This window comes from Plantactinospora sp. ZYX-F-223 (genome assembly GCF_039649625.1).
Taxonomy (GTDB): Bacteria; Actinomycetota; Actinomycetes; order Mycobacteriales; family Micromonosporaceae; genus Plantactinospora.
The window spans coordinates 91,729-115,086 of sequence record NZ_JBDJAV010000016.1 but is presented as its reverse complement, the minus strand read 5'-3'; the positions used below and the strand labels follow the sequence as shown (position 1 = coordinate 115,086).

Genomic DNA, 23,358 nt, shown 5'->3' with positions numbered 1-23,358 from the left:
ATGACCCTCACGTTGCGCCCGGCGGTCGCCGCCGACCTGATGGCCGTCGGAGACCTCCAGAACCGCTCGCGTGCGGTGGCCTACCGGGACATCGTCCCGGCGGACGCGCTGGCCGCGGAGACCGGCGAGATGATGGGTCGGTACTGGACGGAGCGCTGGGCGTACGAGCGGGACACCCACCTGATGACGGTGGCGGAACGGGACGGCCGGCTGGTCGGCTTCACCTATCTCGGGCCGCACGATCCGGCCGAACCTGACTCGGCCGGCCCGGACGTCGGCGAGCTGTACGCGATCCACCTGGACCCGGCCGAGCAGGGCCGCGGGGCGGGCCGGACCCTGATGGTCGACGCGCTGGCCAAGCTGCGCGCCCGGGGCTGGCGCCGGGCGGTGCTCTGGGTGCTCGTCGACAACGCGCACGCCCGGGACTTCTACGTCCGGGGCGGCTGGCTGCCGGACGGCGCCGAGCGGGAGGGCAGCATCGGCCCCGTGCTGACCCCGCAGCTCCGCTACGCCCGCGACCTGCACTGAGCCGGGTCGGTCACGCCGGCGGAGATTTCGCTCTGGGCGCAGCGGTGCCGGGGATTGACCGGGGTCGTGCCGGCGTTGACCGGCACATGAGCACCGAAAGACTCGAACCGGAGCGCGCCGAGCGGGCCGCTCTGGACGCGTACTCGCAGGTGGTGACCGGGGTGGCGGCCCGGGTGCTGCCGAGCGTGGCCGCGCTGGCCGTACGCGGGCCGCGCGGCGCCGGAGCCGGTTCGGCGGTGACCTTCACCGACGACGGGTTCCTGCTCACCAGCGCACACGTGGTGGACGGAGCGACCGGCGGGCTGGCCACCTTCGGCGACGGCGCCGAGGCCCGGTTCGACGTGGTCGGCACCGACTCCCTCTCCGACCTGGCCGTACTCCGGGTCCGGGCCACCACCGCCCCGCCCGCCGAACTCGGCGACGCCGACCCGCTGCGGATCGGGCAGCTCGTGGTGGCGGTCGGCAACCCGATGGGGCTGGCCGGCTCGGTCACCGCCGGAGTGGTCTCCGGGCTGGGCCGGTCGCTGCCGGCCCGGGACGGCCGGGTCGTCCGGCTGATCGAGGACGTCATCCAGACCGACGCCGCGCTCAACCCCGGCAACTCCGGTGGGGCGCTGGCCGACGCGGCCGGCCGGGTGGTCGGGATCAACACCGCCGTCGCCGGGTACGGCCTCGGCCTGGCGGTGCCGATCAACTCCACCACCCGGCAAATCATCGGCGACCTGGTGAACTCCGGACGGGTCCGCCGGGCCTGGCTGGGTGTTGCCGGGGTGCCCGTACCGCTGCCGCCGGCCGTGGCCGAACGCACCGGCCAGCAGCGCGGGCTGCGGGTGGTGGAGGTGGTCCCGGAGAGCCCGGCCGGGGTCGCCGGGATCTACCTCGGTGACGTCATCATCTCCGCCGGCGGCCGACCGGTGGCGAACGGGCAGAGCCTGCAACGGCTCATGCTCGGCCCGGCCATCGGCAGCCGACTGCCGATGACCCTGCTGCGCCGGGGCGCCTTCGTCGACGTGATCGCGGTGCCGGCCGAGCTGAGCCGGTGACAACCGACGTGATCGCGGTGCCGGGCGATGCGATCGCGGTGCCGGCCGACGTGATCGCGGTGCCGGGCGATGCGATCGCGGTGCCGGCCGACGTGATCGCGATGCCGGGCGACGCGCCGGCCCGGTGACGGTCAGCGCGGAGCTGCGCCCAGGTGGGCCAGCAGGTCCTGCCGGGTGAGTACACCCTTCGGCTTGCCGTCCACCAGCACCAGCGCGGCGTCGGACTTCTCCAGCAGCCCGACCGCCTCGCTCACCGGCTGCCCGCCGCCGATCATCGGCAGCGGCGGCCCCATGTGCCGCTCGATGGTGTCGTGCAACTTCGCCTGGCCGGTGAAGAGCGCGTCCAGCAGGTCCCGTTCGGCGATCGAGCCGGCGACCTCGCCGGTCACCACCGGCGGCTCCGCCTTGAGTACCGGAAGCTGGGAGACCGCGTATTCCCGCATGTAGTCGACGGCGTCCCGGACCGTCTCGGTCGGGTGCACGTGCACCAGCTCCGGGATGCCGTTCGGCTTGCTGTTCAGCGCGTCGGCCACGGTCGGCTCGGTGGCGCTGGTGTCCATGAAGCCGTACCGGGCCATCCACTCGTCGTCGAAGATCTTGGACAGGTAGCCCCGGCCGCCGTCCGGCAGCAGCACCACCACCACGTCGTCCGGGCCGGCCTGCCGGGCCACCTCCAGGGCGGCGGCCACCGCCATCCCGCAGGAGCCGCCGACCAGCAGCCCCTCCTCGCGGGCGAGTCGCCGGGTCAGCTCGAAGGAGGTCTTGTCGGAGACCTTCACGATCTCGTCGCAGATGCCCCGGTCGTACGTCTCCGGCCAGAAGTCCTCGCCGACCCCCTCGACCAGGTACGGCCGGCCGGTCCCGCCGGAGTAGACCGAGCCCTCCGGGTCGGCGCCGATGATCCGTACCGCCCCGCCGGAGACCTCCTTGAGGTAGCGGCCGGTGCCGGAGATGGTGCCGCCGGTGCCGACCCCGGCCACGAAGTGCGTGATCCGGCCGCCGGTCTGCTCCCACAGCTCCGGACCGGTGGTCTCGTAGTGCGAGCGCGGGTTCGCCGGGTTGGCGTACTGGTTGGGCTTCCAGGCGCCCGGGATCTCCCGGGTCAGCCGGTCGGAGACGTTGTAGTAGGAGCGGGGGTCCTCCGGGGCGACCGCCGTCGGGCAGACCACCACCTCGGCCCCGTACGCCCGCAGCACGTTCTGCTTGTCCTCGCTGACCTTGTCCGGGCAGACGAAGACGCACTTGTAGCCCCGCATCTGGGCCACCAGGGCCAGCCCGACGCCGGTGTTTCCGCTGGTCGGCTCGACGATGGTACCGCCCGGCCCCAGCAGCCCGGCCTGCTCCGCCTCCTCGACCATCCGCAGCGCGATGCGGTCCTTGACCGAGCCGCCCGGGTTGAAGTACTCGACCTTGGCGAGCACGGTCGCCGAGATGCCGTCGGTCACCTGCCGGAGTCGGACCAGCGGGGTGTCACCGATCAGCTCGATGACGTTGTCGTAGTAGCGCACGACGTTGTGCCCTTCTCGGTGCTCGCCGGCCGGACGGCACTGGCCGGGCACAGGGTCGGTGCTGGTGGCGTGCGGTCGGGGCGAAGGATGGTGGGTTCTCCCGCCAGCGTACGTGCCGCCGGCCCGACCCGTGGCCGGGGTTCCCCGGCCACGGGCGGCGGGAGGGTCGGCGGCCAGCCGAAGCCGGTCCGGCCGGCGGCCGGCAGCGTCGCCGGCCCGACGGGCCGGGCAGGCGGGAAGGGGTCAGCGCACCACCCGGCCGGGGATCACGGAGTCCCGACGGGCCTCCCATTCGAGGAAGCGTTCGGTCTCGGCGAGTACCGCACCGGCCAGCCAGGTCGCCATGACCGCGTCGTCGGCCAGACCGAAGATCAGCAGGGTCAGCTCGGGCAGCACGTCGACCGGGGACAGCACGTACGCGGTCGCGGCGGTCATCAGGGCGAGCCGCAGCCCGCCGTCGTACTCGCCCCGGGCGGTCGCCGCGATCATGCGGGGCAGGGCGGCGATCCGCTTGCCCAGCGAGGGCCCGCCCCGGGAGCCGGCGGTCAGTGCCCGGAACAACGCCCTGAAGGCGGCAGTTCGTCGAAGTGTCTTGGTGGCCATGTCCGCGCCCTCCTCTGGATTCATGATGCATCCGAACGCAACCGACCGCTCGTCGAGAAATTCGGTCGGAGACGGAGAAACGCCGGAAAGTCGGCGGTGAAGCCGCGCTGGCCGGGTACCCGACCCCCACCGCCGGCACCGGCGGAAGGCGACAGCGCGGCGGGTGCGACCGGGTTAATCTCGAAGGTCGTGAGGGGTACGGCGTGACAGGCGGGGGGCCTTGTTAACGCTTCCCCATGGCTGGAAGCCGGGGGATTTCTGGCTCGGACCGCACCCGACCGCCTTCCCGGAAGGAGGTGATCGCATGTCTCACGTCGTCGGCACCAGCACGGCCGCGTTCTGCCGTGGCGAGGATCGTCCTCGCGGCGTTCCGATCGCGGCATGCGGTGTGTCCGCAGGTGTCGCACCGGAAGACTCTGACACCCAGCCCGAGGCGGCCCTTGGCTCTCGTACCGCACTGCGAGCAGGTCATCGTGGTGTAGGCGGGCGGCACCAGCACCACCTTCCGGCCCGCCCGCCGGCCACGCTCTACCAGTTCCCGCTTCGCCGCACCGATCGTCGCATCGGCGACCTTGCGAGCCATCCGAGATTTGGTGAGGAACTTCGGTGTGAAGTCCTCGACAGCGATGATCGCGTGGTTGTCGACGACCTTTTTCGCCCAGATGCGGGCGTCGTGGGTGTTCTGCCGGGCCGCCTTCTTCGCCACCTTCGCCGCCTGGCGTTTGGCCCGCAGGTAGCCGTTCGACGGCTTGACACCCTTCGCCCTGCGACGCCGGGCCGTCCGGCGCTGGAGTTTGGCCAGTTCGGCGGCGCACCGTTTCCGGTGGCCGAGGTACGGCAGGTCGTAGGCCGGGTCGGTGGTCGTCGCGGTCGTGGTGACACCCCAGTCGACACCGATCGCCCCTCGGGCCTCCGGTGCGGATGCGGTGTCGCGGCGGACGACGAAGGAGGCGTACCAGTGCCCGAGCGTGTCCTGGTAGACGCGGACGCTGGTCGGATCGGACGGCAGTTCCCGGGACCAGACGACCGGAATGGTGACGCCGCCGGGCAGCCGCAGCCGATGGTCGCGGATCGAGAACCCCCGCGTGGTGTATTCCAGGCTGGGCAGCGTGTCCTTACGCCGCTTCGGTCTCGGCCAACCCCGCCCCTTCACCCTGAAGGAGTGCTGGAGGGCGAGAGCGTAGGTACGCAGCGTCTGCTGCTGGACGACCTGAGATCCTGCCCGCAGCCACGACGAGCCGGCCCGAGCCTCGGTCAACAACTTCGACAGCCTGCCGAAGGTCGGCCTACACCCGGACCGCTGCTGGTGGACGGCCTCGTTCCACAACCAGCGACACCGCCCCCACTCGGCCAACAGCGCCGCCTCCGCGGTCGCGCCGGGACGCAACCGGTAGGTGTACCGCACCGTCTCGCCCACGCCGGGAAGCATCCCAGCCGCATCCGACAGTTTCTCCCGTATTGGAGTCGACGACATGCCGACAACCAACACCACCCCTGGCCGCCCTCTCCTCCCCATGGCTGAAGCCAGGGGTTTCTCGGGCGGCTCTTGATGAGTCCGGCCGGATCGATGCGGCGACAGCGGTCGCGGCAGCGGAACCTGGCGTCGCGGTGGCAGCCGCGGCGTTCGGGGTGGCAGCACCAGGCGGCGTGGCGCGCGGAGTCGGCCCAGCGGGAGCGGTCGGTATGGCCGGTCGCCCGGCAGGTGGCGAAGGCGACGGCCCTGGGTGTGGGGCTGACCGCGCTCACCACCGCCGCCGGTTACGGGCTGCTGCTCGGGCAGGCCCGGCAGGCCCGCCGGGTGATCCCGCTGGCCGAGGCGCCGCCGCCGCGCGGTGACGGCGTCTACGGCGCCAAGTTCCCGGGCGAGCCGATCACGATGGTCATCCTGGGTGACTCGTCCGCCGCCGGCTACGGGGTGCACCGGCCCCGGGAGACACCCGGGGCGCTGCTCGCCACCGGCACCTCCCGCCGGCTGCGCCGGCCGGTCCGGCTGTACCGGTTCGCCGTGGTCGGCTGCCTCTCGGCCGGGCTGCGCCCGCAGGTCGACGCGGCGCTGGAGCGCGAACCGGACCTGGCGGTGATCCTGATCGGCGGCAACGACGTGACGAACCGCACCCCGCACACGGTGGCGGTCCGTTACCTCGTCGAGGCGGTACGCGACCTGCGGGCCGCCGGCGCCCAGGTGGTGGTCGGCACCTGCCCCGACCTTGGTGCGATCCAGCCGATCAAGCCGCCGCTGCGCTGGCTGGCCCGGCGGTGGAGCCGACAACTGGCCGCCGCGCAGACCGTGGCGGTGGTCGAGGCCGGTGGGTTGACGGTCTCCCTGGGCGACCTGCTCGGTCCCCGGTTCGCCGCCGAACCCACCCGGATGTTCGCCTGGGACCACTTCCACCCGTCCGCCGAGGGGTACGCGATCGCGGCGGCCGCGCTGCTGCCGACCGTACTGGCCGCGCTCGGTGCCGGCCCCGAACGGCGCCCGTCGCTCGCCGGCGACCAGGGCGTACGGTCGCTGCCCGCGGCGGCCCACGAGGCGGCCCGGCATGCCGGTACCGAGGTCCGGGGTGTCCGGGTCGATGGCCGCGAGCACGGCCCCGGCGGGCGGTGGGCACAGCTCCGCCGCCGTGGGGCCTGGTTCGGCCACCCCCGGACGGGAGAGACTGGAGGCCCACCGGAGACACCGGCACCGCTGGACGAGGCGACGACCTCCACAGTAGAGGAACGGGCATGACGGGACTCGACACGACGAGCGGCACGGCGACGTACGGGATGGCGAGCCGGATCGCCCGGGGTGCCGCGGTCACGCTGCTCGCCGGTACGGTCGGCGGGATCGCGCTACTGGCCGGCGAGGCGTTCGTGGCCCGCAACCGCCGGTACGCCCGCCCGGAGCTGGGCCTGGCCCTGCGCTCCACGGTCGGCCGGGCCGGCGCGCCGCCGCTGCGGCTGGTCCTGCTCGGCGACTCGGCCGCACTCGGGGTCGGGGTGGACCGGGCCGACGACACGGTCGGCGGGCAGCTCGCCCGGCTGCTCTCCGAGGGGGCCGGGCCGACCGGCGGCGGTGAGCGCCAGGTCCGGCTCTCCAGCGTCGGCGTCTCCGGCTCCCGCTCCACCGACCTGGCGACGCAGGTGGCCCGGGCGCTGCTCGGCGAGCACCCGGACGTCGCGGTGATCCTGGTCGGCGCGAACGACGTGATGGGGCTGCGCCGGCCGGGTGAGGCGGCGGCGTACCTCGGCGCTGCCGTGCGCCGGCTGCGTGGCGCCCAGGTCCGGGTGGTGGTCGGCACCTGTCCCGACCTCGGCGCGGTCCGGGCCATCGCACCGCCGCTGCGGCAGATCGCCGGCTGGCTGGGCCGGCAGACCGCCCGGGCGCAGGCCGTCGCCGTGATCGAGGCCGGCGGCACGGTGGTGGACCTCGCCGCCGAGACCGGCGCGGTGTTCCGGGCCGACGCCGGCACGCTCTGCCACGACGGCTACCACCCGTCGGCCGACGGCTACCGGGTCTGGGCGCACGCCCTGCTCCCCGCGGTGGCCCGGGCCGCCGCCGGGACCCGGCAGCGCTAGCACCCGCCGCCCCGACCGCGGGTCAGGTGGCGACGGCGACCGCCTGCCGGATCGTCTCGGGCTGTTCGAGCGCCCGCAGCATGCAGTGCGCGACGTCGGCGCGCGGCACGACCAGCCCGCCCCGCACACTCCGCCCGTACGCCGTCCGGTAGACGCCGGTCAGCGGCTTGTCGGTCAGCCGGGGTGGGCGTACGACGGTCCAGTCCAGGTCGCTGTCCCGGAGCAGTTCCTCCATCACCGCCAGGTCGAGGTAGTGCTTCCGGAGCACGGTCTTGATGATCGGACCCAGCAGGTATCGCAGCAGCGGCCCCTCGCCCGGGTCGGGGGGCGGTTTCGGACGGCCCGGAGCGGCGATGGTGGAGAGCGGGGCGGCGCTGACCACCACGATCCGGCGTACGCCCCGGGCCCGCATCGCGGTGACGATCTCGCGGGTGCCCCGGGAGGCGACCCCGCTGTCCGCCATCGACCGGGGGCCGAGACCGGACAGCACCCCGTCGGCGTTGTCGACGGCGTCGGCCAGCACCGCCGGATCGGGGTTGGACAGGTCGGCCGTGACCACGCGGATGCCGTCGGGCTCGCCGGCCAGGCTCGCCGGACTGCGTACCACCGCTGTCACGTCGTGACCGGCGGCCACGGCCTGCCGGAGCAGGTGCCGGCCGATCCCGCCACTGGCCGCGAAGACTGTGAGTTTCATGTCGCTTCCAGCTCCCAAGGGGTTAGTGAGTGATCACTTACCTTTAGAGTAGTGAGCACTCACCACCTGTCAAGCGAGCCGACCGACCCACCGGTTCAGAGCGAACCGACGGACCAACTGTCGAGCGAACCGACGGACCATCTGTGCAGCAGTCGACGGAACGAGGGCGATGACCACAAGAAGTCGAGGCGAGACGACCCGGGAACGCATCCTGGCCGCCGCCTCCACGGTGATCCGGGAGCAGGGCCTGGCGCACACCACGACGAAGCAGATCGCCCGGGTCGCCGGCTATTCCGAGGCCACCCTCTACAAGCACTTCACCGGCAAGGAAGAGCTCTTCCTGGCCGTGATGCGGATCAGGCTCGCCCCGTTCATCGAGCTGATGATCCGGCTGCCGGACCAGGCGGGCAGCGGCACCGTACCGGGACGGTTGACCGCACTCGGCCACGAGATGCTCCAGGTCTATTCCGACTCCGGCCAGCTCGCGATGGCGCTGTTCGCCGAACCGGTACTGCTCGACCGGCAGCGCGAGCTGTTCAGCCGGACCGGCACCGGCCCGCAGCACGCCAACGCCCAACTCGCCGAGTACCTCCGGCGGGAGCGGGAACTCGGCCGGATCGCCGCGACGGCCAACCCGATGGCACTGGCCAACCTCTTCCTCGGGGCCTGCTTCTACCGGGCCTTCCTGGTCGCCTTCCTCGGTCCGGCCGGCAACCAGCTCCTCGACCACGCCCCGGACCGGTTCGTCGGGGAACTGGTCTCCGCCATCCCGTACGGCCCCGGACCGGCCGGCGCGGTCGCGAGCCCGGCCCCGGCCTCCGGACCGGGCCGTGCACCGAACGGATCGACAGCGGGTGTGCCCGCTGGTGACCACGGGGCCGAAGCGGGTTAACGTTGGTTCATGCCGACCGCGTCCCCCCGCGAAGCCGTTATCGTCGCGACCGCCCGCTCCCCGATCGGCCGGGCCCACAAGGGCTCCCTGCGCGAACTGCGCGCGGACGACCTGGCCGCGACCATCGTGCAGGCCGCACTCGACAAGATCCCGCAGCTCGACCCGGCCCAGATCGACGATCTCTACCTCGGCTGCGGGCTGCCCGGTGGCGAGCAGGGCTTCAACATGGCCCGGGTGGTGGCCACGCTGCTCGACCTGGACACGGTGCCCGGGGCCACCCTCACCCGGTACTGCGCCTCCTCGTTGCAGACCACCCGGATGGCGTTCCACGCGATCCGGGCCGGTGAGGGTGACGTCTTCGTCTCGGCCGGCGTGGAGTGCGTCTCCCGGTACGCCCGGGGCAACTCCGACACGCTCCCGCCGGAGGCGCAGGAACTCGTCGGCGGTGGTTGGCAGAACCCGAGGTTCGACGCGGCCCGGGCCCGCTCGGCGGCCCGCACCGAGGCCGGCGCGCCGGTCTGGACCGACCCCCGGCTCGACGGCGGGCTACCGGACATCTATCTGGCGATGGGGCAGACCGCCGAGAACCTCGCCCAGGCGTACGGCGTGACCCGGGCCGACATGGACGAGTTCGGCGTACGCAGCCAGAACCTCGCGGAGAAGGCCATCGCCGACGGCTTCTGGGCCCGGGAAATCACCCCGGTCACCCTCCCCTCCGGCGAGTGGGTGGACTCCGACGACGGGCCACGCCCGGGGGTGACCCTGGAAGGGGTGGCCGGGCTGAAGCCGGTCTTCCGCCCCGACGGCCGGATCACCGCCGGCAACTGCTGCCCGCTCAACGACGGCGCGGCCGCGGTGATCATCATGAGCGCGGAACGGGCCCGCGAGTTGGAGATCACTCCGCTGGCCCGAATCGTCTCCACCGGAGTGACCGCGCTCTCCCCGGAGATCATGGGACTCGGTCCGGTCGAGGCGTCCCGGCAGGCGTTGCGGCGCGCCGGGATGACCATCGACGACGTCGACCTGGTCGAGATCAACGAGGCGTTCGCCGCCCAGGTGATCCCGTCGTACCGGCAGCTCGACATCCCGCTGGAGAAGCTCAACGTGATGGGCGGGGCGATCGCGGTCGGACACCCGTTCGGGATGACCGGCGCCCGGATCACCGGCACCCTGCTCAACGCCCTGGACTGGCACGACCGGACCATCGGGCTGGAGACCATGTGCGTGGGCGGCGGCCAGGGCATGGCGATGGTGCTGGAGCGGCTGAGCTGAGCTGAGCCGACCGGCCGGGGCCGGCCCGAGGTCGAGCGGCCCGCCGAGGCGCCTCGGCCCCCGGTGGGCCACGGTCCGCACCCGGCGACCCCGAGCGGCGGCGAACGGTCAGAACGCCTGCCGGACGGTCGCCACCTCGTCGGCCGCGCCGGCCAGCACCGGCGCCGGTGGGTCCGCGGCTACCAGGTCCGCCACCACCACCCGGAGCTGATCGGGCAGGGCCAGATCGTTCTCCAACCGGGGTACCGGCCGCCGTGGCTCCCCGGCCGCGTCCGCGCCCAGGTCGGCCAGGAGCTGGACGAGCCGGTGCACCAGGTCGGCCCGGGCCGGCCCCCCGGACGGCCCCGGTGCCGCCCAGCGCGGCGGAGTCCAGTGCCCCACCTGGCGGACGAGCAGGTCGAGCTGGCGGACCAGCGACTCGGCCGGGCGGGCGGGTTCGGGCGCGTTCATCGGAAGCCGCCCGAGAAACCCCTGGCTTTAGCTATGGGGAGGGAAGGGCGGTCAGGCGCGGTGTTGGGTTTCGGCATGGTGTCCACTCCTCCCTAGGCGAAACTGTCGGATGCGGCTGGGGTGCTTCGAGGGTGGCCGAGACGGTGCGGTACACCTACCGCGTGCCGGGACCGGAACGCCGCGAGGACGATCCTCGCCACGGCAGAACGTGACCGTGCTGGCGCCGACGACGTGAGACATGCGATCACCTCCTTCCAGGAGGACGGTCGGGTGCGGTCTGAGCCAGAAATCCCCCGGCTTCCAGCCATGGGGAAGCGTTAACGCGGCGAGTCTACGGTCGGCTCAGCGGCGTACGTAGCTGAGCAAACGGAGGATCTGCCAGTAGAGGAAGACCAGGCCGGCCAGTAGTCCGAACGCGCAGAACCAGGCGTACCGGGCCGGCAGTCCGTCCCGGACCCCCCGCTCCACCAGGTCGAAGTCGAGGATGAAGGTCAGCGCGCCGACGGTGATGCAGACCAGCGCGAAGACGTACGGCAGCCAGCCGACCTCGCTGCCGGTGCTGTAGACCACCAGGGCCTCCCGGCCGGCGATCAGGTAGACGGCGAAGTTGACCAGGCTCAGCACCACCACCCCGATCAGCGCCCCGACCACCAGTCGGGTGAACCGGGGGCTGGCGCGGAGCACCCGCAGCCCGTAGAGCAACGCCATCCCGACGAAGACCCCGAAGGTGCCGACGACGGCCTGCACCACGATGCCGGGGTAGACCGCCTCGAAGCCCCGGCTGGCGACGCCGAGCAGCACTCCCTGGAGCACCGCGTACCCGCCGATCAGGATCGGGTTGGTGATCCGCCGGAACGAGATCACCAGGGCCAGCACCAGCCCGGCCAGTGCCGAGCCGAGCGCGGCCGGGGCGGCCCAGCCGTCGGTCACGTACGTCCAGGCGACCGCCCCGGTGGCACCGGTCAGCAGCAGCAGGCCGACGGTCCGCACCACCACGTCGTCGATCGTCATCGGCCGGGCGGCCCCGGTGCCGAGGACCTGGCGCTGCACCCGGGCGGTGTCGTCCAGCCGGGTCAGTACCGGGTTCGCACTCCGCACGCCCGATGCTAACAAAGCAGACATTTCCGCCGTCGCCGACCCGCGCTCGTAACGGCGGACGCCCGCCCCCCGGAAGTCGGGGAACGGGCGTCGCGGGTCGGCCGGCGCGCGGGCCGCGCCGGTCCACGGGACGAGGGCTCAGTCGTCGCCCTGGAAGTAACTCAGCAACCGCAGGATCTCGATGTAGAGCCAGACCAGGCTGACCAGGATGCCGAAGGCGGCGGTCCAGGAGTAGCGGCGCGGCAGGCCCATCCGGACGCCCTCTTCGACCTCGTGGAAGCTGAGGATGAAGCTGAGCGAGGCGATCACGATGCAGATCAGGCTGAACCCGATGGCGATCGGGCCACCGCTGCGCAGCCCGGTGTCGACGCCGAAGAGCGCCAGCACGAAGTTGATCAGGATGACCGCGAAGATGCCGACGGTCGCCGCGATCACGCCGCGGATGAATTTCGGCGTCGCCCGGATGGCCTTTGCCTTGTATAGCCCGGCCATCAGGAAGAAGACCCCGAAGGTGGCGATGACCGCCTGGAGGACGATGCCCTCGTATCCGGCGATGACCTCGAAGAACTTGCTGACCATGCCGACGAAGACGCCCTCGACGACGGCGTAGGTGACGACCAGTGCCGGGTTGGCGATCCGCATGAACGAGATCACCAGGCCGAGCACCAGCCCGACGAGGGCCGCGCCGATCCAGGCCGCGCCGACGAGCGCGTCCGGAACCAGCACCCAGGCCAGCGCGGCGGAGAGCCCGGTGATGCCGAGCAGGGTGACCGTCTTGACGACGACGTCGTCGATGGACATCGGCGTTACGGTGGGCGGCGCGGCCGGGTAGCCCGCGTCCGTCGGGTACGGCTGCCCGTAGCCGGGCTGTCCGTATGCGCCGGCCGGGGCGTAACCCGCGGCCCGCTCCCGCTCGGCCGCCTGGCCGAGTCGGGCCAGCACCGGATTGGACGTCTTCACTTTGTCAAGCCTCCTGGAAAGGTCGGTGCACAGTGCCCGTGCCCTATCCAGGGTAATGCTCCCCGGCGAGGTTGTGGAGATCCACGTCACTCGACCACCCGGCGAAGGGGTTCGGCCGGTCGGCAGCGGGCCCCGGCCGGTCGCCAGCACGGATCGTGCCCGGGGCGGGGGTCGAACCCGCACGCCTTGCGGCAGCCGCTTTTAAGGCGGCCGTGTCTGCCTTTCCACCACCCGGGCAGGCGCCGAATTTCATCGGTCCTGGTGCCTGCCACGGTAGCGGGTGGAGCCCCGCCGGGCGCACCCCGTTCCCGGATCGGCACTAGAGTCAGGGCCGTGACTAGCACAGCCCGTGCGGCGCAGAACGCCGACTCCGGCCGGGCCACTCCCGCGGACGGGGCCGACCGGCCGCCGCCCCGGGCCGCCCGGTTGCGGGGTGCCCTCCGTCGCAGCTGCCCGGATCTGGCCGTCAGTCTGTGCTTCGTGCTCGCGGCGGGCTGGCTCAGCTACGGGCTCTGGTTGGACCCGGCCACCCGAACCCTCGCTCTCAATCCCGAGGACCAGATCCTCATCGAGTGGTTCATGGCGAACGACACCCGCATCCTGCTGGGCGATTTCAGCCTGGTCAGCGACCGGCTCAACGCGCCGGACGGCTTCAACATGATGGCCAACGCCACGATGATCGTGCCGGGTCTGCTGCTGATGCCGGTCACCCTGGTGTTCGGTGCGGCCACCACGTTCGCCGTACTCATCGCCGGCAACCTGGCGGCCACCTCGATCGGCTGGTACTTCCTCTACACCCGGACACTTCGGGCTCGCCGCGTCCCGGCAGCGGTCGGCGCCGCGTTCTGCGGATTCGCCCCGGGGATGGTCTCCCAGTCCAACAGCCATCCGCACATCACGGCGCAGTGGCTGGTGCCGGCACTGGTCTGGTGCGTGGTGCGAATGGCCCAACTGGCCGACCCGACCCGGCCGGAGGGTGGGGCGCGGGCCAACCGCCGGCTGCTCGGCCTGGCGGTGCTGCTCGCCGCGCTGGTCTGCACCCAGGTCTTCGTCGGCGAGGAGGTGCTGTTCCTGACCGCTGGGGCACTCGCGCTGACGGCCGTCGGGTACATCGTCGCGAGACCCCGTTACGCACGGCGGGCGCTACCCCGGTTCGGCGGGGCTCTCCTGGTCAGCGCGGTTCTGTCGATCGCCGTGCTGGCCTACCCGCTCTGGGTGCAGTTCTACGGTCCGCAGAGCATCCCGAACGGCATCTTCAGCCCCGACTACTTCTCGGCCGACCTGGCCAGCTACCCTGCGATCTCTCCGCTCTCCCTGTTCGGCTCTTCCGACGCGGCCCGGTTGAGCACCGGGGCGGCCGAGTACAACACCTTCCTCGGGCTACCCCTTCTGTTGCTCACCGTGGCGCTCGCCTGGTGGCTGCGTCAGCGTCCGCTGGTCATCCCTATGACGATCACCGGTCTGCTCTGTGCCTGGCTCTCCCTCGGCCCCCGGGTGGTGGTGAACGGCAGCCGTACGGAAACCTGGGCGCCGTACTCGCTGCTGCGGGACAAGCCGGTCATCGAGGGCGCGCTGCCGATGCGGTTCGCCCTGGTGCTGATACCGGTGATCGCCACCCTGCTGGTGCTGGCGCTGGACCGGGCCAGCACCGCCCCGCTCGGGGCAACCCGGATCGCCGTACCGGCGGCGGTAGCCGCCGCACTGATCCCGATCGTGCCCGCCCCGCTACCCACCGCCGATCGCGAGCCGGTGCCGACCTTCATCAGCGCCGGGCACTGGCGCGACTGCGTACCGGCCGACGGCGTGCTGGTGCCGGTGCCGCTGCCCACGCCGCAGGAGCCGGAGAAGATGCGCTGGGCCGCCGCCGCGAACGCGGAGTTCCGGCTGCCGGAGGGGTTCTTCATCGCGCCGTATGCGGCCGGCGGGAAGGCGTCGATGGGCACGTTCAAGCAGCCCACCTCGGCACTGCTCAGCCAGGTCGCCACATCCGGCCAGGTACCCGCGGTCACCGACGCCGAGCGCGGGCAGGCATCCAGGGATGTGGCATTCTGGGGCGCGTCCTGCGTGGTGCTGGCGCAGGCAGAGCCGAACGCACCAGCGCTGCGCCAGACCTTGGAAGCGCTCTACGGCCCGGCCACCTCGGCCGTCGACGTGTGGCTCTGGCGGTTCTGACCGGACCTGCCGGCTCGTCCGCCCGGCGGTCGTCAGCCGGAGGAGCACAAGCCGGTGGTCACTCCTGCGGAGTCTCGGCGACGGCGAAGACGGACTGCCCGAAGGGCACCCGGATCCGCTCCTCCACCCGGCGTAGCACCGGCACGCACAACCGGTCGTAAATTTTCAGCGGCATGCCCTCCCGTGGCTCCCCGTCCAGCGCCTTGACCAGCAGCATCCAGCCGAGCAGCCCGATCGAGTTGACGTACTGCACCCTGACCGGCCGCAGCCCGGCCCGACGCAGCGTCGCGGTCATCGTGGGAACGCGGTACCGCCGGAAATGGCCGATCCGCCGGTCGAAGTTGCTCATCGCCTGTTCGAAGGCCGGCACGATCAGGACGATGCGTCCGCCCGGCCGGACCAACCGGGCGAAGTCACGCAGGGCCGCCACGTCGTCCTCGATGTGCTCCAGCACGTTGAGGGCAACCACGGCGGAGTGGTCCGCGCTCTCCCGGATCGGTACGGCGAGTTCCCGGACCCGCACCGTGGGATGGTTGTCGAACCGCTCCCTCAACCGCGCCAGCCGCCCCGGGTCCGCCTCGGAGGCGGTCATCTTACGGCCGTCGGCCGCCCAGATCGCGGCAGCCTCACCGAGGCCGGAACCGATCTCGAGGGGATCGTCGCCGAGCCACGGCTCCGACAGCGAGAGAAGCCACCGGTTGTGGTTGACCGCCGACCGGAGGTCTTCCAGTACCGCCGACTGCAGGACCGTCGACTCCGCCAGCGTCGCGGGTGCCCGCAGGCCGCCCCGGACGCTCACCGCGCTGGACCGGCAGTCGGCCCGGTCACGACCACCGTGGCGATTGTTCCCTCCTGGGCGCTGACGAATCGCTTGGGGGGCACTTTCGACTCCTCGTCCTCACGCATCAAGGAGGGACAGGATATCCGCGCCCCCGCACATCCGACCACCCAAGGCGGCCAGCCGCTGGTGACCGTCCCAGCGGACGGGAGGTGTGGGCACTCAGACCCGGGGATCGACGCCGGCCAAATTCTCGTTTCTCGGCCGGGTATCCCGGGCGACCGGCGTGCTCGCCTCGACGAACTCCTCCCGGGGGTCGTGCAACTGGCCCAGCGCGACCACCTCGCGGCGGAGGAAGAAGGCGAGGGTCCAGTCCACGATCACCCGTACCTTGCGGTTCAGCGACGGAATCCGGCTCATGTGGTACGTCCGGTGCATGAACCAGGCCGGCAGCCCCTTGAGCTTGATCCCGTAGACCTGGGCGACGCCCTTGTGCAGGCCGAGGCTGGCCACGCTGCCGGCGTGCTTGTGCTTGTAGTCCACCGGCTGCCGCCCCCGGATCACCGCCCGGATGTTGTCGGCCATCCGGGCCGCCTGCCGCACCGCGTGCTGGGCACTGGGCGAGCAATACGCCCCGGGCGGTCCGGTCAGGTCCGGCACCGCCGCGCAGTCACCGGCGCTCCACGCCCCCTCGACGACCCGGTCACCGTCGACCACCTGGAGGGTCGGCAGGCAGGTGACCCGGCCCCGCTCGTCCCGGGGCAGGTCGGTCTGGGCCAGCATCGGCGACGGCTTCACCCCGGCCGTCCAGACGATGGTGTCGGCCCGGAAGCTGTCCCCGTCGGAGAGCCGGACCAGGCCATCCACACAGGACTCCAGCCGGGTCTCCAGCCGGATGTCCATCTTCCGCTTCAGCAACTGCGCGACCGTGTACGCGCCCATGTCCCGGTCGACCTCGGGCAGCACCCGCAGGGTCGCCTCGACCAGCACCCAGCGCATGTCGTCAGGCTTCAGCTCCGGGTAGTACTTCAGGGCGTCCCGGGCCATGTCCTCCATCTCGGCCAGCGCCTCGATGCCGGCGTAGCCGCCGCCGACGAAGACGAAGGTCAGCGCGGAGCGCCGGGTGTCCGGGTCGGTGGTGGCGGCGGCCACGTCCAGCCGGTCCAGCACGTGGTTGCGCAGGAAGATCGCCTCACCGATGGTCTTGAACCCGATGCCCTGCTCGGCCAGCCCGGGGATGGGCAGGGTACGGGAGACGGAGCCGGGCGCCACCACGATGTGGTCGTACTGGATCTCCCGGGCCGGTCCGATGATCGGCTGCACGGTCGCGGTCTTCCGGTCGTGCTCGACCCGGGTGACCGTGCCGGAGACGATGGTGCAGCGGCGCAGCTCGCGCCGGAGCGGCACCACGGAGTGCCGGGGGGAGATGTTGCCGGCCGCCGCCTCGGGCAGGAAGGGTTGGTACGTCATGTGGGGCTGAGGGTCGACGACGATGACCTCGGCCTCCCACGACCGGAGCTTCTTCGACAGGCGCAGGGCCGCGTACAGGCCGACGTGACCGGCGCCCACCACAAGGATCCGCTGCGGATTCACGCCTCTATCCTTCCCCCACCCGGCGCCGGATGCTGGCCAGATGCCCCTTCTGTGATTGACGACGCCAGGTGACCCGCGTTACCCCAGTTTGCGCCGATCTTGCCGCCGGGGTGGGCAGACCGCCGGGAAAACCCGGCCGCTACCTGCGGCGGAACAGCCAGCCGAGCAGCGCGGCCGCGCCGACGGCCACGGCGAGCCCGCCGAGCAGCGCGGCGACGAAGCTCCGGTCGCCGAACTGCCCGTCCATCGCCAGCAGCGGCACCGAGAGCACCGCCGAGGCGAGCCCGACCCCCAGGGCTCGGGTGACCCACCGGGCCAGCACCTCGGGGGCGACCACCGCGTCGTACGACAGCAGGGCGGCGAGCGCCGCCAGGGTGTGGGTCAGGTAGAGGAAGGTGGCCAGGGCGAGCAGCCGCCACAGCTCCACCGGCTGGTCGTACCAGCCGGTGGCCACCACCCAGGCGCCGGCCGCGGCCAGCAGCACCAGGGTGGGCCAGTTCCGCCGGGGCGCCACCGCGGGCGCCAGCGCCGCCACCACCAGCAGGCCGAGCAGCCGGGAATCGGACGGCCCGGACGGGTACGCCAGCAGCAGCGCGAGCAGCGCGCAGATGAAGACACCGGCCCGGACCAGCAGCGGCACCAGGGTGATCCGGCCGATCGCGGCGTACATCTCCTTGATCCGGTTCACCACGACGGCTCTCCGTTCGGCACGCCGGCGCTCACCGCAGCGCCGGCCGGGGTGCGGAGGCGAGCCGGGCGACGTCCCGGAGCACCAGGTCGAGGCTGCCCGCCCCGGCCCAGGTGACCACCGGCACACCGTGCTCGCGGAGCTGCCCGATCGTGGTGTCCCGGTCCAGCCGCCAGAGCCGGTGCGCCACCTCGGTCCACTGCCCCCGCTTCGGTGGCACCGCCGACGGCGGCAGGGTGTCCACCGCCACCACGAACCGGCCGGACCGGGCCAGCCGGGCCAGCATCGCGGCCGACCGGGCGTCCACCAGCGGGGTGAGTACCACCACCAGGGCGTTGGAGGAGAGCAGTTGCGGGCCGAAGACCTGGTCGTACGGCTCGTGCGGGGACTGTTCGACCCGGACGTCGAGCAGCCACTCCAGCAGGGTCAGGTACTGCCGCCGCCCGGTCGCCGGGCGGAGTCGACGGGCCGACGGGCCGTACTCCAGCAGCGAGACCCGGTCGCCCCGGTGCAGGTAGTGCTCGGCGATCGCGGCGGCGGCCCGGACGCAGGTGTCCAGCACCGACGCGCTGCCCCGGATCCCGCCGGACCGGCCCGCCTCGGCCAGCACGTCGAGCAGCAGCACCACCTCGGCGTCCCGGTCGGAGAGCATCGCCGCCACGTGCAGTTGCCGGGCCCGCAGCGAGACCCGCCAGTCGATCCGGCGCAGCCGGTCACCGGGCCCGAAGATGCGTACCCCGGCCAGCTCGCCGCCCTCGCCGGGGCGCCGGGACCGGTGCCCGCCGACCAGGCCGGCGGCCCGGGGCATCGCCTCGTCCGCGTCGAACGGCTCGGTGACCGGATAGACCGGCACCGGACGGGCATCGCTCCGCACCGTCTGGCTGGCCAGCAGCCCGTCGCAGGCGACCGCCCGGACCGCCGCCGGCCCGAGCGAGTGCCGGCCCCAGCGCAGCGTCCCGCCGCGCAGCTCCAGGTCGGCTATGGTGCCGGCCGGCACGGCAAAGCCGTAGGGGCGGTCGGTGGCGTCCCGGCGGCCGGTCGGGGCCGGGCGGTCGGAGCCGTCCGCCGGGGCGGAGCCGTCCGACCCGGCGCCGCCGGGCGCGAACCGGACCTCGTCGATCCGCAGCCAGGACGAGACCACGGTACGGACCAGCACCAGGTCGTAGCCGACGTCGTCGCGGTTGCCGACGCTGATCCCGGCGACCAGCGCGCCCCCCTCGACCAGGTTGGTGTCGTCGGCCCCGATCCCGATCTCCGGCGGCCGCGCCGGTCGGCGGCGCAGCGCGTACGCGGTGCCGAGCGCGAACGGGGCGGCCAGCACCACCAGGTCGATCCGGCCGAGCAGCGCACCGGCCACCAGGAAGAGCCCGGTGAGCAGCACCGCCCGGCCGAGTGCCCGGGTGGAGACCCAGTCCGGCACCGAGGCGTCCCCGGACGACTCCGTCCCGGCAGGGGCGGCCGCCCGCTGCCCGGGTACGGCGGGTCGCAGGGTCGGTCCGGTGGGACTCACGTCGCGCGTGCCCCGGCCGGCCCGGCCGCGTAGCTGGGCAGCGCACCGCTGGCCGGCGCGGGGGTGGTCTCCAGCACCTCGTTGACCACGAACGACGGGTCGACCCGGCGCAGCCACATCTCCGGCCGCAGGGTGATCCGGTGCGCCAGCACCGGCACCGCCACCGCCTTGACGTCCTCGGGGATCACGTAGTCGCGGCCGGCGAACGCGGCGATCGCCCGGGCCAGCAGCAGCAGTGCGAGCGAGCCGCGCGGCGAGGCGCCGACGAGTACCGAGGCGTGCTCCCGGGTGGCGGCGGTCAGCGACACGATGTAGCGGCCGATCGAGTCCTCCACCACCACGTTCTCCAGGGCGGCCTGCATCGCCCGGAGCACCTCGGCGTTCACCACCGGTTTCAGCTCCGCCTCCTCCTGGCGGCGGGCCATCCGGCGGCGGAGCACGTCCCACTCCTCCTCGGCGCCCGGATAGCCGAACGAGACCCGGAGCAGGAACCGGTCGAGCTGTGCCTCCGGCAGCGGATAGGTGCCCTCGTACTCGATCGGGTTGGCGGTGGCGATCACGTGGAACGGCGGGTCCAGCCGGTAGGTGACACCCTCGACCGAGACCTGCTTCTCCTGCATCGCCTCCAGCAGCGCCGCCTGGGTCTTCGGCGGCGTACGGTTGATCTCGTCGGCGAGCAGCAGGTTGGTGAAGACCGGCCCGGCCCGGAAGCTGAAGTCGGCGGTGCGCTGGTCGTAGAGGAACGAACCGGTGACGTCGGCGGGGAGCAGGTCGGGGGTGAACTGCAACCGCCGGAAGTCGAGCCCGAGCGCCTGGGCGAAGGAGCGGGCGGTCAGCGTCTTGCCGAGCCCCGGCAGGTCCTCCAGCAGCACGTGCCCGCCGGCCAGGATGCCGGCGAGCACCAGCTCCAGGGCGTCCCGCTTGCCCACCACCACCGTGCCGACCTGGTCCAGCACGGCCTGCGCCAGCCGACCCACGTCGAAGGTGCTGACCTGGTCCGCGTCTGTCATAGCTTCTCCAATTGGGCGACGATCGCCGCGAGGTCGCGCGGCGCCGGAGTGCGCTTGGGAGGCGTGTCGAGAAAGTTCCACAGTGGCTCGCCGAGCAGTGCCCGGGCCCGGGCCGGGTCGCTGACCCGGGTGACGCCGTGCCGCTGCCGGAGCAGCTCGTCGACGAGTTCGCACAACACCGGCAGCACCGCCCGGGAGAACCGCTCCGGCTCCCCCTGCGACCAGGTGAGTTTGGTCTCCCAGCGGTTGACCGAGCTGCCCAGGGCGTCCCCGACGGTCCAGTTGTAGCTGCCGTCGGATTCGCCGTCGCCGGCGGGGCGGCGGAGCCGGACCGGCACCGGTGGTGGCGGGGCGAGGGTCCGGGTGAGTCGGCGCAGCAGCAGCAGGGCGAGGAAGCCGGCGAAGACGGCGGCGGCGGAGACGCCGACCCCGACCATGCGCAGCCCGAGTACGACCGCCGCGGTGAGCCCGGCCGCGGCCAGTCCGATCCGCAGCCAGCCGCGTACGCCGCCGCGCCGGCGAGTGGCCGTCGGCTGCTGCTCCTCCTCGTCCTGGAGCAGATCGAAGATGCTGGTGCTGGACCCGCTCACCGCTGCCCGCTCCCGGCCGCCGCCCGCTCGCCGTCCCCGTCCAGCCGGTCGACCCGTGAGGTGAGTTCGGTGCGCAGCCGGCGCAGCGCGGCCAGGGCCTGGGCCCGCATCCGCTCGTCGACGGTGTGCGTGGCGTACCGGGCCTCCCGGTAGACGTCGGCGAACGCGGCCAGCACGTCGGCGCTGACCGGCCGGCCGCCGCCGAGCAGCCGGGTCACCAGGTCGGTCGGGGTGTCCCCGGGCCGGCGTTCGACACCGGCCGCGGCGGCGGCCTGCTCCAGGCGTACCCAGCAGGCGATCACCGCCTTGCGCGGGTCGGCGTCGGTGTCGGAGAGATCGACCAGGCCGGCGTCGAGCGCGGCGACGACCTCCTCCGCCGTCTGCTCGGCGGAGCGGAGTTTCCGGGCACCGGGGCGGGCCAGCCCCCGGCGGCGGCGCAGCAGGTCCCGGGCCAGCGCCCAGAGCAGCGCGACCAGCACCGCCACCACCACCGCACCGCAGAGCACGGTGCCGACCAGCGGAACCCAGCCCGGCAGGTAGTTGCCGGGCTGGCCGGGTGCGGGGGTGTCGGTCGGCTGGTCCAGCCCGGCGGGCGGGGCCTGCTGCTCGAAGGTCGGCACGATGTCGGCCGGCGGCTCGACCCGGGTGAACCCGATCGACGAGTGCGCGGCGGCGAGCGCCGCCAGCGCCAGCAACCCGGCGACCGCTGCCAGCGGCCAGAGCGTCCGGAACAGGCCGGCGGTGATGCTGGACCGGGGCGGGTGCGGTGCCGGGCGGGCACGGCCGGAGTGCCCGTCGGTCATCGCACCGCCTCCCTGAGCCGTCTAGCCGTCCTCGTCCAGCCCGGCCAGGTGCCGGGCCCGGGCGAACACCTCGTCCAGCATTGTCGGTGTGAGCCGCCCGGTAAAGGTGTTCTGCTGGCTGACGTGGTAGCAGCCGAGCACCTGCGGGACGGCCTCGTCTCCGCACCAGTGTGCCCCATGCCCGAACGCGGGTCGCGGGGTGGGCGGTCGCACGCCGTACACCTGGCGGAGCAGCGGCCACCACGCCGCCCAGGCGAACGCGCCCAGCGTGACCACGACGCGCAGGGTGGGTCTGATCAGCTCGATCTCCCGGTGCAGCCACGGCGCGCAGGTGTCCCGCTCCGCCGGGCTGGGCTTGTTGTCCGGCGGAGCGCAGCGGACGGCGGCGGCGATCCGGGTGTGTCGCAGCGCGAGGCCGTCGTCGGCGGCGACGCTGGTCGGCTGGTTGGCCAGGCCGGCCCGGTGCAGCGCGGCGAAGAGCACGTCACCGGAGCGGTCACCGGTGAAGATCCGCCCGGTCCGGTTGCCGCCGTGCGCGGCCGGGGCCAGCCCGAGGATGGCGATCCGGGCGTCGGGGACGCCGAAGCCGGGGACCGGGCGGCCCCAGTATTCCTGGTCGCGGAAGGCGGCCCGACGGACGGCGGCGACCTCCTCCCGCCAGGCGACCAGCCGGGGGCAGGCGAAGCAGTCGGCGACGGCGCCGTCCAACTCGGCCAGGTCGCCCGCCCGCGTTGCGCGGGCGAGCACATCCCCGGGGGTACGCGACCGCCGGTCCCCTCCGGCGGGTCGGAGCGGTTCAGCCAAGTCGGGCCCGGAAGAGTTCCAGGGTACGGGCCCAGGCGCTGGCCGCCGCCCGCTGGTCGAAGACCTCCGGCCGGTCGTCGTTGAAGAAGGCGTGCCGGGTGCCGGGGTAGTCGTGGGTGGTGCAGTCACCACCGGCCGCCTCGATCGCCTGCCGGGCCGCCTTGACCCCGTCGGCCGCCGAGGTGCCGTCCTCCTCCGAGCAGTGGATCACGGCGGCCTTGCCCGCGTAGTTGGACCACTCGGGACGCATCCGCTCCCAGGGCAGCACCGGATAGAAGCCCACGGTCGCGACGATCCGGTCGGAGAGGGTCGCCGACCAGAGCGCGAGGCTGCCGCCGGCGCAGAAGCCGACGCAGCCGACCCGGTCGCCGTCGACCTCGGGCCGCTCCGCGAGGTAGTCGGCGGCACCGGCGATGTCCCGGGCGGCCTGGTCCATGGCCAGGCCCATCAGCAGCTTGCCGGCCTGGTCGGGCTCGGTGGTGGAGGCGCCGTGGTAGAGGTCGGGGGCGAGCGCCACGAAGCCGGCCTCGGCGAACCGGTCGGCAACCGATGTGATGTGCGGCACCAGTCCCCACCACTCCTGGATGACGATGACGGCCGGACCGGTCGCGCCGCCGGCCGGCAGCGCCAGGTAGCCCTCGCTGGTCCCCCCGTTACTCCGGTAACTCACCATCTCGCCCATCGGTGGCCCTCCTGTCGGTCAGTCATCGTTGGCTGGTCGCACAGTTCTACCCACCCAAAGTCCGGAGGTCCGGGTCTTGCGTGCCGGGTGTTCGGGTAGCCTGCCACGCCCGACGGGGGGAC

At 72.9% G+C, this 23,358-nt stretch carries 24 protein-coding genes and 1 tRNA gene; 8 read left to right on the top strand and 17 right to left on the bottom strand.

What is annotated here, in order from left to right; all coding sequences use genetic code 11:
- The 3 genes from AAH979_RS18080 to AAH979_RS18070 all read left to right on the top strand — a co-directional run bounded on the left by AAH979_RS18080 (position 1) and on the right by AAH979_RS18070 (position 1,699).
- Positions 1-528: a GNAT family N-acetyltransferase gene (locus AAH979_RS18080; RefSeq protein WP_346259280.1), complete on the top strand. Its 528-nt coding sequence runs from the start codon at positions 1-3 to the stop codon at positions 526-528.
- An 86-nt stretch (positions 529-614) separates the two neighbouring features.
- Positions 615-1,571, top strand: coding sequence for a trypsin-like peptidase domain-containing protein (locus AAH979_RS18075; RefSeq protein WP_346259279.1), 957 nt, complete (start codon positions 615-617; stop codon positions 1,569-1,571).
- Positions 1,568-1,699 carry a hypothetical protein gene (locus tag AAH979_RS18070; protein WP_346259278.1) on the top strand — a complete coding sequence of 44 codons (132 nt, stop codon included), beginning with the start codon at positions 1,568-1,570 and terminating at the stop codon, positions 1,697-1,699. Before AAH979_RS18075 ends, AAH979_RS18070 begins: the two co-directional genes overlap by 4 nt.
- A 3-nt stretch (positions 1,700-1,702) precedes the next feature.
- On the opposite strand, the gene AAH979_RS18065 is transcribed toward AAH979_RS18070, so the two are convergent.
- The 3 genes from AAH979_RS18065 to AAH979_RS18055 all read right to left on the bottom strand — a co-directional run bounded on the left by AAH979_RS18065 (position 1,703) and on the right by AAH979_RS18055 (position 5,099).
- A complete protein-coding gene (locus tag AAH979_RS18065) occupies positions 1,703-3,079 on the bottom strand; it encodes a cystathionine beta-synthase (protein ID WP_346259277.1) in 1,377 nt (458 codons plus the stop codon).
- Between the two features lie 243 nt (positions 3,080-3,322).
- Complete coding sequence (locus AAH979_RS18060) at positions 3,323-3,682, bottom strand: YkvA family protein (RefSeq protein WP_346259276.1); 360 nt, start codon at positions 3,680-3,682, stop codon at positions 3,323-3,325.
- Positions 3,683-3,905: 223 nt separating this feature from the next.
- Entirely contained in the window at positions 3,906-5,099 is a 1,194-nt protein-coding gene (locus tag AAH979_RS18055; RefSeq protein WP_346259275.1) for a transposase, read from the bottom strand.
- Between the two features lie 285 nt (positions 5,100-5,384).
- Here AAH979_RS18055 and AAH979_RS18050 point away from each other — a divergent pair, with 285 nt between their 5' ends.
- A complete protein-coding gene (locus AAH979_RS18050; RefSeq protein ID WP_346259274.1) occupies positions 5,385-6,410 on the top strand; it encodes an SGNH/GDSL hydrolase family protein in 1,026 nt (341 codons plus the stop codon).
- Between the two features lie 38 nt (positions 6,411-6,448).
- Positions 6,449-7,240, top strand: coding sequence for an SGNH/GDSL hydrolase family protein (locus tag AAH979_RS18045; RefSeq protein ID WP_346259344.1), 792 nt, complete (start codon positions 6,449-6,451; stop codon positions 7,238-7,240).
- Between the two features lie 22 nt (positions 7,241-7,262).
- Here the strand turns inward: AAH979_RS18045 and AAH979_RS18040 are convergent, their stop codons facing one another.
- Complete coding sequence (locus AAH979_RS18040; RefSeq protein WP_346259273.1) at positions 7,263-7,934, bottom strand: NAD(P)H-binding protein; 672 nt, start codon at positions 7,932-7,934, stop codon at positions 7,263-7,265.
- 169 nt (positions 7,935-8,103) lie between these two features.
- On the opposite strand from AAH979_RS18040, the gene AAH979_RS18035 reads away from it, so the two are divergent.
- Both AAH979_RS18035 and AAH979_RS18030 read left to right on the top strand, forming a co-directional pair.
- Positions 8,104-8,826 (top strand): TetR/AcrR family transcriptional regulator, encoded by a 723-nt coding sequence (locus tag AAH979_RS18035; protein WP_346259272.1) that lies wholly within the window; start codon positions 8,104-8,106, stop codon positions 8,824-8,826.
- A gap of 9 nt (positions 8,827-8,835) precedes the next feature.
- The gene (locus AAH979_RS18030) at positions 8,836-10,098 is read left to right on the top strand and encodes an acetyl-CoA C-acetyltransferase (protein WP_346259271.1); all 1,263 of its coding nucleotides are present in this window, start codon (positions 8,836-8,838) and stop codon (positions 10,096-10,098) included.
- Positions 10,099-10,206: 108 nt separating this feature from the next.
- Here the strand turns inward: AAH979_RS18030 and AAH979_RS18025 are convergent, their stop codons facing one another.
- From AAH979_RS18025 to AAH979_RS18010, 4 genes are all read right to left on the bottom strand, one after another.
- The gene (locus AAH979_RS18025) at positions 10,207-10,548 is read right to left on the bottom strand and encodes a hypothetical protein (RefSeq protein WP_346259270.1); all 342 of its coding nucleotides are present in this window, start codon (positions 10,546-10,548) and stop codon (positions 10,207-10,209) included.
- Between the two features lie 342 nt (positions 10,549-10,890).
- Positions 10,891-11,646: a Bax inhibitor-1/YccA family protein gene (locus AAH979_RS18020; RefSeq protein WP_346259269.1), complete on the bottom strand. Its 756-nt coding sequence runs from the start codon at positions 11,644-11,646 to the stop codon at positions 10,891-10,893.
- Between the two features lie 138 nt (positions 11,647-11,784).
- The gene (locus AAH979_RS18015) at positions 11,785-12,606 is read right to left on the bottom strand and encodes a Bax inhibitor-1/YccA family protein (RefSeq protein ID WP_346259268.1); all 822 of its coding nucleotides are present in this window, start codon (positions 12,604-12,606) and stop codon (positions 11,785-11,787) included.
- A gap of 156 nt (positions 12,607-12,762) precedes the next feature.
- Positions 12,763-12,843, bottom strand: a tRNA-Leu gene (locus tag AAH979_RS18010).
- 96 nt (positions 12,844-12,939) lie between these two features.
- On the opposite strand from AAH979_RS18010, the gene AAH979_RS18005 reads away from it, so the two are divergent.
- Entirely contained in the window at positions 12,940-14,778 is a 1,839-nt protein-coding gene (locus AAH979_RS18005; RefSeq protein ID WP_346259267.1) for a hypothetical protein, read from the top strand.
- A 58-nt stretch (positions 14,779-14,836) separates the two neighbouring features.
- On the opposite strand, the gene AAH979_RS18000 is transcribed toward AAH979_RS18005, so the two are convergent.
- The 9 genes from AAH979_RS18000 to AAH979_RS17960 form a co-directional block, all read right to left on the bottom strand.
- Positions 14,837-15,577 carry a class I SAM-dependent methyltransferase gene (locus AAH979_RS18000; RefSeq protein ID WP_346259266.1) on the bottom strand — a complete coding sequence of 247 codons (741 nt, stop codon included), beginning with the start codon at positions 15,575-15,577 and terminating at the stop codon, positions 14,837-14,839.
- Between the two features lie 201 nt (positions 15,578-15,778).
- Positions 15,779-17,149: an NAD(P)/FAD-dependent oxidoreductase gene (locus AAH979_RS17995; protein ID WP_346259265.1), complete on the bottom strand. Its 1,371-nt coding sequence runs from the start codon at positions 17,147-17,149 to the stop codon at positions 15,779-15,781.
- Between the two features lie 139 nt (positions 17,150-17,288).
- Positions 17,289-17,819 carry a hypothetical protein gene (locus tag AAH979_RS17990; RefSeq protein WP_346259343.1) on the bottom strand — a complete coding sequence of 177 codons (531 nt, stop codon included), beginning with the start codon at positions 17,817-17,819 and terminating at the stop codon, positions 17,289-17,291.
- 49 nt (positions 17,820-17,868) lie between these two features.
- Positions 17,869-19,257 carry a DUF58 domain-containing protein gene (locus AAH979_RS17985; protein ID WP_346259342.1) on the bottom strand — a complete coding sequence of 463 codons (1,389 nt, stop codon included), beginning with the start codon at positions 19,255-19,257 and terminating at the stop codon, positions 17,869-17,871.
- A gap of 86 nt (positions 19,258-19,343) precedes the next feature.
- Complete coding sequence (locus AAH979_RS17980; RefSeq protein WP_346259264.1) at positions 19,344-20,357, bottom strand: MoxR family ATPase; 1,014 nt, start codon at positions 20,355-20,357, stop codon at positions 19,344-19,346.
- Entirely contained in the window at positions 20,354-20,947 is a 594-nt protein-coding gene (locus tag AAH979_RS17975) for a hypothetical protein (protein ID WP_346259263.1), read from the bottom strand. The genes AAH979_RS17980 and AAH979_RS17975 overlap by 4 nt, the downstream gene beginning before the upstream one ends.
- Positions 20,944-21,750: a DUF4129 domain-containing protein gene (locus AAH979_RS17970; protein WP_346259262.1), complete on the bottom strand. Its 807-nt coding sequence runs from the start codon at positions 21,748-21,750 to the stop codon at positions 20,944-20,946. The genes AAH979_RS17975 and AAH979_RS17970 overlap by 4 nt, the downstream gene beginning before the upstream one ends.
- 21 nt (positions 21,751-21,771) lie before the next feature.
- Positions 21,772-22,497 (bottom strand): uracil-DNA glycosylase, encoded by a 726-nt coding sequence (locus tag AAH979_RS17965; RefSeq protein WP_346259261.1) that lies wholly within the window; start codon positions 22,495-22,497, stop codon positions 21,772-21,774.
- A gap of 49 nt (positions 22,498-22,546) precedes the next feature.
- The gene (locus tag AAH979_RS17960) at positions 22,547-23,236 is read right to left on the bottom strand and encodes a dienelactone hydrolase family protein (RefSeq protein ID WP_346259260.1); all 690 of its coding nucleotides are present in this window, start codon (positions 23,234-23,236) and stop codon (positions 22,547-22,549) included.
- Between the last annotated feature and the right edge of the window lie 122 nt (positions 23,237-23,358).